We start from the raw sequence: 11,444 nt of genomic DNA on the forward strand, positions 1-11,444 counted from the left end.
GAGATCGACGAGGTCGTCCTGCTGATCGGGGTCGAGGACGTGAAGGCCACCCGGCAGTTCTACGTCGGCCGGGGCCTGAGCGTGGCCAAGAGCTTTGGTGGCAAGTACACCGAGTTCGCCCCGGGCCGGGCCGGTGAGGTCAAGCTGGCGCTGTACAAGCGTCGTGCCCTGGCCAAGGACCTCGGCGTGTCCATCGACGGCACCGGCTCGCACCGCATCGTCCTCGGCGGCACCGCCGACGCCTTCACCGACGCGGACGGGTTCGCCTGGGAGACCGCCGCATCGCCCGCCCCCATGCCGTCCTGACTCCCCAGCCCCCACTCCCGGCCCCCACTGCCGGCCCTGCACTCCTGCCCCGCACTCCCGCCCCGTCTGACCCCCCGTCCGAGAGGAAACCTGCCATGCCGTCCACGAAGTCGCCCACCGAGGTCTCCGGCACGACCACCGAGCAGTACAACGGGTTCACCGCCGAGGAGCGGGCCGCGATGAAGGAGCACGCGCAGGAGGAGAAGAAGACGGCGGCGCGGCGCGGTCTGTCCCGGGCGGAGAAGGAGGCGGCGCTGGAGCGGGACGTGCTCGCGAAGATCGCCGAGATGCCGGAGGCGGACCGCGTCCTCGCCGAGCGGATCCACGAGATCGTCAAGGCCGCCGCTCCGGACCTCACGCCCAAGCTCTGGTACGGGATGCCCGCGTACGCCAGGGACGGCAAGGTCGTCTGCCACTTCCAGAGCGCGGAGAAGTTCAAGTCGAGGTACGCCACGCTCGGTTTCAGCGACCAGGCGGCACTCGACGACGGCGCCATGTGGCCGACCTCCTACGCCGTGAGGGAGCTGACCGCGGCCGACGAGGAGCGCATCAGCGCGCTCGTCAAGAAGGCGGTGGGCTGAGGCCGGCCGGGGGGCGGACCGCGCGGGCCAGGTCCGGCCCGCGACGGCCGGGTCCGGGCCGAGCCGCGTGGACCCGGCCCATGGGAGGTCGGGTGTGCCGCGGGAGGCCGCGTACGTCGGGACGCCGTTGAGGAGCACGGCGATCCGGTTGTCCTGGCCGCCCTCCTGATGCGGCCAGTGGGCGGCGAAGAGGCCGTCCGTCCGCCGGCCGGGCAGGAGGGCGTCCGTGTCCTCGTACGCGGCACCGATCTGCGGGCCGGCCCCGGCGACCTCGTCCACCAGGGGAGCCTGCCGGCGGATTGCCTGCGGTCGGGCGCCGGCCTCGACGGCCCCTGCACCAACGAAAGTTGAGCCGGAACCCGCAATGACAGCGGCGGGAGGGCGGCCGGCCCCGTCGTCGCATCCGCCGGTCGAGGACCGTGCCCGATCACGGCCTGACGGCCAGCCAGATGGTCACGGCCGCGGTGGCGGCAAGTCCGGCGTTGAGCGCGATCCGGCGGTCTTCGCCCGTCAGGTGGACGGCGATCGCGCCGGTCTGCAGGAGTACGAAGCCGATGGCCGCGGCCGGCGCCAGGGAGGGCGCGATGCCGGTCAGCGGCGGCAGGACCAGGCCGGTGGCGCCGAGTACTTCGACCGCCCCCAGGGCCCTGAGGGCGGGCAGGGGGATGCGGTCGACCCAGGCCATCATCGGTCGGAGCTGGTCGCGGCTGCGGGTCACCTTCAGCGTGCCTGCGTAGAGGTAGAAGAGCGCGAGCAGTCCCGCGGTGATCCAATAGGCGATGTTCATGGTTCCCGTTCATGGGCCACCGGTTCACGGGGACCCGTCGATTGCGTCGATTGCGTCGATTGCCGGAAGAGTTCCGGTGAAGGCCCGGCCCGTCGTCCGGGGGACCGGGCACCCGAAGGCGGCAGCGCCACCGCCCCGCCGGTCGAAAGGCAGGCGGCCGTGCCGTGCCGTGCCGTCGGCTTCAGGTGAGGTCGGTGGCGGGGTCGGCGGGCTCGGTGGCGGGCTCGGTCGCGTAGCGGCTCATCGTGTCGATGTTGGCCTGTGGCGTCAGCAGCCGACCGCCGGCGAGCACCTTCTGGAGGTCCCGGAAGTACTGCACGTACAGGTCGGGGGTGAAGGTGCTGAGCATGACGGCGGGCTGGTCGCTCACGTTGGCGAAGGTGTGCGGGGTACCGGGCGGAACCATCACGAGCGTGCCCGCGGTGGCGTCGTGGTCCTCGTCCCCGACGGTGAACCGCACGGTGCCGGAGAGGATGTAGAAGCCCTCGTCGTGTCGGGCATGGCGGTGCTGCGGCGGTCCCTGGGTGTGCGGGGCGAGGACGGACTCGGCGATCGCGAGGCGGTGCCCGGTGTGGCTGCCGTCCTCCAGCACGCGCATGCGCGTGGTGCCCAGAACGATCGTCTCGCCGTCGCCGGGACCCACCACCGATACGGCGGGGTCGATCTGCGGCTGCCCGGTCTTCGATTCTTCGGTCATGCTCACGAGTGCACCGCCGGGGGCCCGCCGGTGTCCAAGACCCATCCCGCGGCGCCGATACCTCGTGGGTATCTTTGCAGCGTGGAGCTACGCACCTTGCGCTACTTCGTGGCGGTCGCCGAGGAACTCCACTTCGGCCGGGCCGCCACCCGACTGCACATGAGTCAGCCGCCGCTGAGCCGGGCGATCAAGCAGTTGGAGGCCGATGTCGGGGCCCTGCTGTTCGTCCGCTCGCCCGCCGGCGTCACGCTCACCCCGGCGGGCGCGGTGCTGCTCGACGAGGCGCGGGCCCTGCTCGACCACGCCGACCGCGTCCGTGTACGCGTGAGCGCGGCAGCCGGCATCGCGACCATCACCATCGGCATCCTGGGCGACGGCACCGACCCGGGAGTGTCCAGGCTGGCCGCCGCCTACCGCCGGACCCACCCCGGCATCGACATCCGCATCCGCAACACCGATCTGACCGACCCGACATGCGGGCTGCGCGCCGGACTGGTCGACATCGCCCTGACCCGGGCGCCGTTCGACGAGACCGCCCTGACGGTGCGTGCGCTGCGGGCCGATCCGGTCGGCGTGGTCCTGCGGGCCGACGATCCGCTGGCCCGCCGCGATCGGCTGCGGCTGGCCGAGCTGGGCGACCGTCGCTGGTTCCAGTTCCCGCCGGGTACCGACCCCCTCTGGCAGTCCTACTGGAACGGCGGCAGGCCGCGCGAGGGCCCAGTGGTGCGCGCCGTCCAGGAATGCCTCCAGGCCGTACTGTGGAACGCCACGGTCGGCCTGGCCCCGCTCGGACACGACCTGCCCGCGGAGCTGACCCTGGTGCCGCTGATCGACATGCCGCCGAGCCGAGTGGTGGCGGTGTGGAACGAAGGGGACACCAACCCGCTGATCCGGTCCTTCGTCGAGATCGCGACAGCCGCCTACCGTCACTGAGCACCGGCGACCGGTGCTGCGGCAGCTCCTGGACTGTGCCGCCGTTGCTGCGACCGTGCCGTCGCGCGCCCGGGGTGGGTGGGCCGTGGAGAGGTCAGTGCCAGTAGCTGGGGGTGTCCGCGCCGGGCTGGTTCCAGGCCCAGACGAAGAAGGCGATGACGCCAGCGATGACGAGGACGGCAAGGACGAAGCAGCCGAGGTCGCCGCGCCGCCTCCGGTGGTTGACGTCGTCCACTGGGCCCCCGGGTGTCGAGTCTGACGTGAATCCGAGCGTGGCTGCCGCAAGGGCGGAAGGCAAGAGCGCAGACGGTGCGGGGCCGTCCGCCCTTCCCCGGACCCCATGGGCGCCGGCCGCCCGCGCCCGCCGGCCTCGCCCCGTCGCACGGTTCGTAGAATCGGGTCCACAGGGCAGGGGAGGGCAGGGGGCTTGGTGATGGGGACCGAACGTTGGATGCCTCCCCTGCGAGCCGGGCGCCGTCCGGCCGGGCAGGCCCTGCTGGCATGGCTGGAGGATCCCCGAGCACCCCGCGTGTGTGCGGTGTCCGGCCCCGCGGCGATCGGAAAGACGCACATGCTGACCTGGCTGGCGACCGCCTGCACCAACCCGGCGGCGGCGTCCCGGCAGCGCCCCGACGCTGCTTTGTCGCTGGCCGGCCTGACCGTCGACAGCGCGACGTGGACGCTCGCGGCCAGGCTGGGTGTCCATGCCCGCAGGTCGCGGTGACCCTGGACGACGGGGTCGTGTCCGTGGTGGCGCACACCGCTGGCGTGGCCTGAGCCTGCCGAACGGCCCAGGAAACCGGGCCGGTCGTACCCGGCAGCGCCGTCCTGCCGGGTACGACCGGATCAGCTCGGCCGGTCCTCGGCCGACGTCCCCGCGGCGCCGACCTCGTCGAGCGGAAGGGTGACGGACGGACGGGCGGTGGGGTTGAGGCGCAGCAGTCCGCCGGGGAGTTCGGCGGCGAGCTGGCGGCCGGTGATTAGCTGGTATCCGGGCCAGTCGGTGGGGAGGCGGCGGGGGGAGGTGTAGGCGGTGACGACTCCTCGGGAGTCGGGGTCGGGTTCGACGTACAGGCCGGGGCGCTGCGGGTGGGCGAGGACGGCGAGGGGGGTGTCGAGGAGGGCGGTGAGGAGCGCCTCTTCGGGGCCGTAGCCGGTGGCGGCGTTCTGCAGTGCGGCCTCGGCCGGGTTCTCGGGCTGGTACATGCCGAGGGTGCGGGGTGAGGGGCGGTAGTTGGGGTTGCGGACCCAGCGGACGAGGTCGCCTCGCTGGTCGACCTCCCACCCGCCCTTGATGCCCCACGGGGGGACGGCGCCGTTGGGGTCGAAGGCGGGGTCGATCTCGTACATCCACTTGCCGGGGTTGGCGCGTGCGCGTGCGCGCATCGCGTCCGTGATGGGCGGTGCGGGTGGTTCGGTGGGTGGCGGCGGGATGGTCACGGTGGCCTCCTTGGTTGGCGGGGTGGGTCAGGGGCTGGTGTAGCCGGGTTGTCGCCACTCGGGGCTGAATCCGGGTGCCGGCCGGTAGTACGGGTTGGGCACGGGCGGCGGGCCCCAGGTCTGGTCGATCGGGTTGAACTTCTGCCGGCTCTTGATGTTCTCGATCTTGATGCTGCCGGGGGAGGCCACTCCGCCTTCCCAATGGTGGGGGTCGTCAAGGATGGTGGCGTTGGCGTCGATACCGCCCGGGGCATCGACCTCGTACTCGTACTGGCACCGGAAGTCCGGGATCCTCGAGGGGCCGCGGCTGGCACCGACGAATGCGGACTTGTCGTCCTCGTCCCCCCACCGCGGCACCAGCACCGCGGACAGCCGGAACTGCGCCACCATCAGAGCCGGGTCCCCCAGCCCCGCCCGCAGCATCCGAACCTGATGCACCAGACCCGAGTTACGCACCGTCACCCCCCGACCAGACCGCGCACGGCTGCCTCAGCGCACACGTATGCGGACGGAATGTTACCCAGCAAGTGTGTTGCGCTGACTGGCTGGGTCTGCGCGGGTGCCCCCGTTCCCGGCGTCGAACCCCCCGGCTGGCAGCCGGCACCGAGGCGGCCCCTTTCACCGACGGCGCGTCGATGATCCCGACGGTCGGCTCCGGATCACGGCCCGCGGCCCGGCGGACCCGGTCGCGCAGCCGGTCGTGGAAGTCGGCGACCAGGCCCTTGTCCCGTCAGTGCCGGAAGAACGCGTGGACACGGTCCCATACGGGGAAGTCCGCGGGCACCGCCCTCCAGGCGATGCCGCCCCGGACGCAGCCCGGATGAAACGCGCAGGACAACGCGTTCAGGCCGATCGTGGCGGCCGGTTGGCGGTGCGTTTGGCGAGCAGGCCCGCCAGCAGCATGACGATCAGGCTGATACCGGCGCCGCACACCGTCCACAGCACCCGGTAGCCCTCGGCGGCGTAGTGGGAGGGCTGCGGCAAGTCGGTCAGGATGAGCGCGCCGGCGGCGATGGCGGCGGAGTAGAGGGCGTAGTTCAGGAAGCGGATCCCGACGGCGTGCACGAAGAGGACGAGCGCGACGATCTCCAGTCCGCGCGTCATCGCGAAAAATCGAAGGCCGGTCTCACTGGCAGGCAGCAGGAGCAGCAGCGCTGCCGCGATGGCGCCGATGAACGCACCGGAAAGGCGCTGGGCGGAGACGAGGGTGCTCTGCTCCAGGCTCGGCTTCATCGCGATGATGGCCGCGATCGGGATCCAATAGCCGTACGACAGGTCCAGCCCGAACGCGAGGGCGACGGTGCCGCCGATGACCAGGGCGCGGAGCGCCACGAACACGATGATCGGTGGGGTCAGCTTCTTGTGCGAGGTGTCTCCGGGGATCTCGGCGAACGGCTGGGGCAGGTCCTGGCGGCCGCGGATCAGCCACTCGACGAACGTCATCAGAATCCACAGTGCTGCCCCGCCCGCCCAGGCGAGCACCTGGGCCCAGGTGTAGTCGGTGATGCGGGCATGTTGGTGGAGGTTGAACGCGAGCCCGACGGCGACGATGAACCAGACGTTGAGCAGCATGGCATTGACGAACCTGTGCACCCCGAACGTGAGGCTCAGGCCGGCCACCAGCGTGACCACGAAGGCCGCGAGCGCCAGCCATCCCCAGGCCTCGCCCCCGATCCCGAACGCCAGCGCAGTGATCCCCGCGCCGATCAGCGCGAAGACGGCGTTGTGCGACGCGCGGTACCCGAACCCGCCACCCGGGTCGGCCAGCGACGTGAACAGCATGCCGAACAGGGCGCTGAGCAGATACTCCTCATGCCCGATCGCCCAGAAGACGATCAGCGGCACCAGCCCGACGTCCAGGAACACCACCGCCCGCTGCCAGTTCACGCCCGCGTGGTTGAGCTCGAACACCTTCGACAGCCAGCTCATCGTCTTCCCTCGGTGAGCGGGCTGGCCGTCTCGTTCGGTTGCGCTGGTCATGGCCGCCCTTGCTCGCCTGCCGCCGGGTATATCGCTCTGATCCCGTATTGTCCGGCTCCTCGGAGACGGCCGTGAAGCGGCTCGCCGTGCATTCCCCGATGCGGAGCGCAGCCGGCGCCGCGGGTTCCGAGTCACCGGCAGGGACACGGAAGACTGCGGCACCAGGGGCCTCCTGGTGCTCGACCGGATTCGACACCCACAAGCCGTGCCGGAGGCCCACTCCCGTACCTGGCCGGCCAGAAGATCACCCGACCGGGTTGACGACCTCGAACTCACGCCCACGAACGAGTCCGGCCTGACGGAGCGGCAGCCGACCGGGAAGCCGGGAAGCCGGGCAGCCGGGGTGGCGGACCGGCTGCGGTTCCTGCTGCCCGCCCGCGGATTTACGCCGTCTGCGTGCAGTTCGAGCCGGGCCCTCAGGTCCTGCCGTGGCACCCGTCCGGGGCGTGGTTGAGTCGTCGGCATGAGCAAGAGTGAGGCCGAGGCCCTGTTCGGAAACCGATTCCTGACGGCACCTGCTCCCTCGGAGACCTTTCCCGAGGAAGGCATGACCGCAACGGACGCCATGAGGCTGGTGGACGAGGACCTCGTGATGGAGGGCGACCCGCAGCGCAACCTCGCGACCTTCGTCACCACCTGGATGGAGCCGGAGGCGCAGCGGATCATCGCGGAGAACCTCCACCGCAACTTCATCGATCACGCGGAGTACCCCATCTCCGCCGAGATCGAGCAGCGTTGCGTGCGGATGCTCGCCGACCTCTTCCACGCGCCGGGGAAGACGGCCGGCTGCCGCACCCAGGGTTCGTCCGAGGCGATCATGCTCGGTGCGCTGTCGCTGAAGTGGAAGTGGCGGGAGCGCCGCCAGGCGGCCGGCCTGTCGGTCGACCGGCCCAATCTGGTCTTCGGTGGTGACGTCCACGTCGTGTGGGAGAAGTTCTGCCGCTACTTCGACGTCGAGCCGCGGATCGTGCCGCTCGCCGAGGACAAGTACACGATCGGCCCGGAGGATGTGGAGCCCCAGCTCGACGAGAACACGATCGGCGTCGTGGCTGTCGTCGGCACCACGTTCACCGGGCACATGGACGACGTCGTCGGGATCGACAAGCTCCTGCGGGACATCCGCAAGAAGCGGGACCTCGATATTCCGATCCATGTCGACGGTGCCAGCGGCGGCTTCGTGTGGCCGTTCCTCTACCCCGATTCGAAGTGGGACTTCCGGCTCGAGCAGGTTCGTTCGATCAACGTCTCGGGCCACAAGTACGGCCTGGTCTATCCCGGCATCGGCTGGCTGGTCTTCCGCGAGGAGTCCGACCTGGCCAAGGACCTCGTGTTCTACGAGAACTACTTGGGCAAGACCGACGCGACGTTCACGCTGAACTTCTCGACCGGCGCGTCGATGGTGCTCGCGCAGTACTACAACTTCGTGCGGCTGGGTCGCCAGGGCTACACCTACGTCATGGAGACGATGCAGACGAACGCCCGCGCGCTGGCGGACAACCTGCGGGGCAGCGGCCGCTTCGAGGTGATCGGCAGCGATCTCGAGCAACTGCCGCTGGTCGCCTTCCGCCTCGCGGGCAAGCACTCGTACGACGAGTCGGACATCGCCTGGCAGCTCTCGGCCGAGCGCGGCTGGATGGTGCCGGCGTACACGCTCCCGCCCAACGCGCAGCGGGTGAAGATCCTTCGCGCCCTGGCGAAGGAGACCCTGAGCCGCGAGCAGGTCGAGCGCCTGACCAGCGACATCGCCGACGCGTGTGCCACCTTGGACAAGAAGGGTGCGACCCACGACGTCGAGCGGGCCCAGATCAAGCGCGGCACCGGCTACTGACGCGCAACCGGGCCCCGGGGCCCCCGCGTCGCCGTCGGCCGGATCAAAATGATCAGGTGCCACAGGTGCGGACGCGCCGGCTCCGGGTTGTTGCCCAGGCTCGTTCTGTCGGCCCCGTGACCGTGCCTCGGCCGGTCACGGGGCCGAGCGCAGCGCATGGACGTGGACCATCCGGGCAGGGGCGTGGTCCACTGCGCGCATGAGCTTGTTGGCAGACGTGTTCACCGCTGACGGGGACGGTGAGCCCCGGTTCCTTGACGTCCCCGAAGGGCCGTCCGATCCTGCCGGGTTCGAGAGCCGGCGCACCACGGTCCGGGGATCGGGAACCGTCCGCCCACGCGGCGCACGGTTCTTCCCCCGGCCGGCTGGAGACGAGCTCCGCGTTCCCCCGCAAGACGTTGCGGAGTTCATCGGGGAAGTCCTCCTGTTCCAGGGCGACATCGAGTCCATCGCCGTTCCCATGGACCCGCCCAAGCCCGTCGCCCAGCGCGTCGGCGAGATCTCCGATCGGCTGGACAGCATCCTCGACGCCGCCCACCGGGCCTCGCAGATCCGCGGCGGAGTCCGGAACCGGTAGGCAACGCGCACGGATTCTGCGACGCGGCCGACCACTCACCGTGACCGACCAGAAGTTGGACCAGAACCCGTCCCCGCCTGCGGTCCGGCCCCCCACCCCCTCGCCGGCCGCGAATGGTGACCCACGTCACGGGAACCGGCCTTCCTGCTCGGACAAGGCATGACGTGAACCATCCACACTCCCGGCTCCGGGCCGGGAACCCCGAAGCGTTCCGCGACCTCTTCCGGGACCACGCCTCCTTGGTGTACCGCCACGCCGTGCGCGTGACCGGAGACTGGGCACTCGCCGAGGACGTGGTCTCGCTGACCTTCCTCGAGGCCTGGCGCCTGCGCGGGAAACTCCGCGACGAGGGCGACAGCCCACGCCCCTGGCTCATGGGCATCGCCGTCAACGTGCTGCGCAACACGACGCGCGCCGCCCGCCGCCACACCGTGGCCATGGCCCGCATGCCCGCGACCGACCCGGTCCCCGACTTCGCCGACGAACTCGTCGGCCGCATGGCCGACTCCGAGCAACTCGCGGCCGCCCGGAAGGCCTTGGGACGCCTGCGGCGCTCGGAACGCGAGGTCTTCGCCCTCTGCGTCTGGTCCGGGCTCGGCTACGCGGAAGCGGCGGCCGCCCTCGGCGTACCCGTCGGCACCGTGCGCTCGCGCCTCTCCCGCGCCCGCACCCGACTGCGCAAACTCGCGGACGAGGAACTGCGCGCCGCGAAGAAGAACACGGAACCGCTCCCGATCCCCGGACAACTACAGGGCAGCCGCAGCACCGCGGCCCGGCCGCACAAGGAGACGCACCGATGATCCGCAACTCGCGGCGGCGCACCGAACCGCTCGACCACGCGGAACTGGCCCGTCTGCTGCCGGCGCCGGCCGATCCCCGCCTGGCGGCCGACCGCCAGGACCTGCTCGAGGAGCACCTGATGAGCGCGATCCACCAGCCCGACCCGATCCCCGCGGCCTCCCCGGTGCGGCGCCCGCTGCGCCGCGCCGCCCTCCTCGCGGCGCCCGTCGCGGCCGCCGCGGCCCTTGCCGTGGTCGTCTCCCTGGGCAGTTCGGCCAGCACCGGCACCGTTGCCTCCCCGCGGCTGGTCAAGGCGCCCGTGGTGCAGATCGAGGAGGGGAGCACCGTCCAGCTCGCCTCGACGGTCCACGCGATCGCCGCCGCCGCGACGGCGCACACCACGCCCCAGCCCGGACCGGGCCAGTACATCTACATCAAGAGCCAGGTCTCCTTCATGGCCACCAGCCACAACGCGGACACGGGGGAGTCCGCCACCTGGGTCCAGCCGCTGCACGACCGCGAGGTGTGGAAGTCCCCCGACGGCACGAAGGGCTGGCTGGACGAGCCGGGCTACCAGGTGAAGGGCGGCGTCACGCTGGACAACGACGAGCCCCGCAAGCAGCTGTCCTACCGGTGGCTCGCGGCCCAGCCCGCCGACCCCGACGCGTTGCTGAAGTCCGTCTACTCGACGGTGAGCGGCAGCCGGGACCACGACCAGCAGGCGTTCAACGAGATCGGCTCCATCATCCGCGAGCAGCTCGTTCCCGCCGGCCTCGCCGCCTCGCTCTACGAGGCCGTCGGCAAGATCCCGGGCGTCGTCGTGGTCGAGCACGCGCAGGACGCCTCCGGCCGCGACGGAATCGCGTTGGCGCGACTCGACCCTCAGACCGGCGAACGATCGGAGTGGATCTTCGACCGGGAGAGCCACCAGTACCTCGGCAGCCGTGGCGTGCAGGTCCGGGAATTCAACGGCATCAAGCCCGGCACCGTCGTGGAGCGCACGACCATCCTCACCCGGGCCGTCGTCGACGCGAAGAACCAGCGCCCCGGCGCCGGGCAGGCCCCGGCCTGACGGTCCCACGCAGGGCGGGGGAGGCCGGCCCGGTTCGCCGGCCGACGGGGGCGACGCCCTCCGGGGACGGGCGGCCGACGGGGACGGGCGGGCTCCGGCGATGCCGAGGCACGGCGGCGGGGCAGCGCCGCACTGCGGCTGGTGTCGGCCACCGGTGAATCGGGCAAGGCCGACCACACTTCCGGTGGAACGACAGGGAGTTCGGGCCCCTGGTGCTGATGCACGTCCGTCGAACCACCGCGGGTGCGGTGTGCACGCGATCCGCCCCCGCCGTCCGGCCGGGGAAACCGATTTCGTCTTGGAACGGTTACCGCATAGGGTGGTGTTCACCGACGCGGGGTGGAGCAGCTCGGTAGCTCGCTGGGCTCATAACCCAGAGGTCGCAGGTTCAAATCCTGTCCCCGCTACTACCAAGGCCGTGGCCGGCGCATTCGTGCGCCCGCCCCCGCCAGTGTCTTATAAA

13 protein-coding genes, 1 tRNA gene and 1 pseudogene are annotated in these 11,444 nt (G+C 71.1%); 9 read left to right on the forward strand and 6 right to left on the reverse strand.

The features are described 5' to 3' along the window. A pseudogene (locus ACFC1F_RS40260) lies at positions 1-306 on the forward strand (glyoxalase); the annotation flags it as partial. Between the two features lie 95 nt (positions 307-401). Next, positions 402-887: an iron chaperone gene (locus ACFC1F_RS40265; RefSeq protein ID WP_376166368.1), complete on the forward strand. Its 486-nt coding sequence runs from the start codon at positions 402-404 to the stop codon at positions 885-887. A gap of 427 nt (positions 888-1,314) precedes the next feature. Here the strand turns inward: ACFC1F_RS40265 and ACFC1F_RS40270 are convergent, their stop codons facing one another. Next, on the reverse strand, positions 1,315-1,674 hold the full coding sequence (locus ACFC1F_RS40270) for a DoxX family protein (protein WP_376166370.1): 360 nt from the start codon (positions 1,672-1,674) through the stop codon (positions 1,315-1,317). A 181-nt stretch (positions 1,675-1,855) separates the two neighbouring features. Next, complete coding sequence (locus ACFC1F_RS40275) at positions 1,856-2,371, reverse strand: cupin domain-containing protein (RefSeq protein ID WP_376166372.1); 516 nt, start codon at positions 2,369-2,371, stop codon at positions 1,856-1,858. Between the two features lie 81 nt (positions 2,372-2,452). Here ACFC1F_RS40275 and ACFC1F_RS40280 point away from each other — a divergent pair, with 81 nt between their 5' ends. Beyond that, positions 2,453-3,304 carry a LysR family transcriptional regulator gene (locus ACFC1F_RS40280; protein ID WP_376166374.1) on the forward strand — a complete coding sequence of 284 codons (852 nt, stop codon included), beginning with the start codon at positions 2,453-2,455 and terminating at the stop codon, positions 3,302-3,304. Between the two features lie 94 nt (positions 3,305-3,398). On the opposite strand, the gene ACFC1F_RS40285 is transcribed toward ACFC1F_RS40280, so the two are convergent. Continuing rightward, complete coding sequence (locus ACFC1F_RS40285; protein ID WP_209412758.1) at positions 3,399-3,539, reverse strand: hypothetical protein; 141 nt, start codon at positions 3,537-3,539, stop codon at positions 3,399-3,401. A 216-nt stretch (positions 3,540-3,755) separates the two neighbouring features. Between ACFC1F_RS40285 and ACFC1F_RS40290 the strand changes: the two genes are divergently transcribed. Beyond that, the gene (locus tag ACFC1F_RS40290; protein WP_376166377.1) at positions 3,756-4,028 is read left to right on the forward strand and encodes a hypothetical protein; all 273 of its coding nucleotides are present in this window, start codon (positions 3,756-3,758) and stop codon (positions 4,026-4,028) included. 122 nt (positions 4,029-4,150) lie between these two features. Here ACFC1F_RS40290 and ACFC1F_RS40295 read toward each other — a convergent pair whose 3' ends face one another. From ACFC1F_RS40295 to ACFC1F_RS40305, 3 genes are all read right to left on the reverse strand, one after another. After that, entirely contained in the window at positions 4,151-4,744 is a 594-nt protein-coding gene (locus tag ACFC1F_RS40295; protein ID WP_376166378.1) for a type VII secretion system-associated protein, read from the reverse strand. A 27-nt stretch (positions 4,745-4,771) separates the two neighbouring features. Further along, a complete protein-coding gene (locus ACFC1F_RS40300; RefSeq protein ID WP_376166380.1) occupies positions 4,772-5,182 on the reverse strand; it encodes a hypothetical protein in 411 nt (136 codons plus the stop codon). Positions 5,183-5,587: 405 nt separating this feature from the next. Further along, positions 5,588-6,724: an FUSC family protein gene (locus tag ACFC1F_RS40305; RefSeq protein ID WP_376166382.1), complete on the reverse strand. Its 1,137-nt coding sequence runs from the start codon at positions 6,722-6,724 to the stop codon at positions 5,588-5,590. A 463-nt stretch (positions 6,725-7,187) separates the two neighbouring features. Between ACFC1F_RS40305 and ACFC1F_RS40310 the strand changes: the two genes are divergently transcribed. From ACFC1F_RS40310 to ACFC1F_RS40330, 5 genes are all read left to right on the forward strand, one after another. After that, the gene (locus ACFC1F_RS40310; RefSeq protein WP_376166384.1) at positions 7,188-8,552 is read left to right on the forward strand and encodes a glutamate decarboxylase; all 1,365 of its coding nucleotides are present in this window, start codon (positions 7,188-7,190) and stop codon (positions 8,550-8,552) included. A gap of 199 nt (positions 8,553-8,751) precedes the next feature. Continuing rightward, complete coding sequence (locus tag ACFC1F_RS40315) at positions 8,752-9,129, forward strand: hypothetical protein (protein WP_376166386.1); 378 nt, start codon at positions 8,752-8,754, stop codon at positions 9,127-9,129. A 164-nt stretch (positions 9,130-9,293) separates the two neighbouring features. After that, positions 9,294-9,929, forward strand: a complete 636-nt coding sequence (locus ACFC1F_RS40320) for an RNA polymerase sigma factor (RefSeq protein WP_376166388.1) — start codon at positions 9,294-9,296, stop codon at positions 9,927-9,929. After that, the gene (locus ACFC1F_RS40325) at positions 9,926-10,981 is read left to right on the forward strand and encodes a CU044_5270 family protein (RefSeq protein WP_376166390.1); all 1,056 of its coding nucleotides are present in this window, start codon (positions 9,926-9,928) and stop codon (positions 10,979-10,981) included. Before ACFC1F_RS40320 ends, ACFC1F_RS40325 begins: the two co-directional genes overlap by 4 nt. A 333-nt stretch (positions 10,982-11,314) precedes the next feature. Continuing rightward, a tRNA-Met gene (locus ACFC1F_RS40330) sits at positions 11,315-11,388 on the forward strand. The last annotated feature ends 56 nt before the right edge of the window (positions 11,389-11,444 follow it).

The organism is Kitasatospora sp. NPDC056181 (assembly GCF_042266225.1).
GTDB lineage: Bacteria > Actinomycetota > Actinomycetes > Streptomycetales > Streptomycetaceae > Kitasatospora.

Coding starts and splice junctions, on each gene's coding strand:
- ACFC1F_RS40310 (WP_376166384.1), top strand. CDS start 7,188: ATGAGCAAGAGTGAGGCCGAGGCCCTGTTCGGAAACCGATTCCTGACG.
- ACFC1F_RS40315 (WP_376166386.1), top strand. CDS start 8,752: ATGAGCTTGTTGGCAGACGTGTTCACCGCTGACGGGGACGGTGAGCCC.
- ACFC1F_RS40265 (WP_376166368.1), top strand. CDS start 402: ATGCCGTCCACGAAGTCGCCCACCGAGGTCTCCGGCACGACCACCGAG.
- ACFC1F_RS40305 (WP_376166382.1), bottom strand. CDS start 6,724: ATGACCAGCGCAACCGAACGAGACGGCCAGCCCGCTCACCGAGGGAAG.
- ACFC1F_RS40270 (WP_376166370.1), bottom strand. CDS start 1,674: ATGAACATCGCCTATTGGATCACCGCGGGACTGCTCGCGCTCTTCTAC.
- ACFC1F_RS40325 (WP_376166390.1), top strand. CDS start 9,926: ATGATCCGCAACTCGCGGCGGCGCACCGAACCGCTCGACCACGCGGAA.
- ACFC1F_RS40290 (WP_376166377.1), top strand. CDS start 3,756: ATGCCTCCCCTGCGAGCCGGGCGCCGTCCGGCCGGGCAGGCCCTGCTG.
- ACFC1F_RS40275 (WP_376166372.1), bottom strand. CDS start 2,371: ATGACCGAAGAATCGAAGACCGGGCAGCCGCAGATCGACCCCGCCGTA.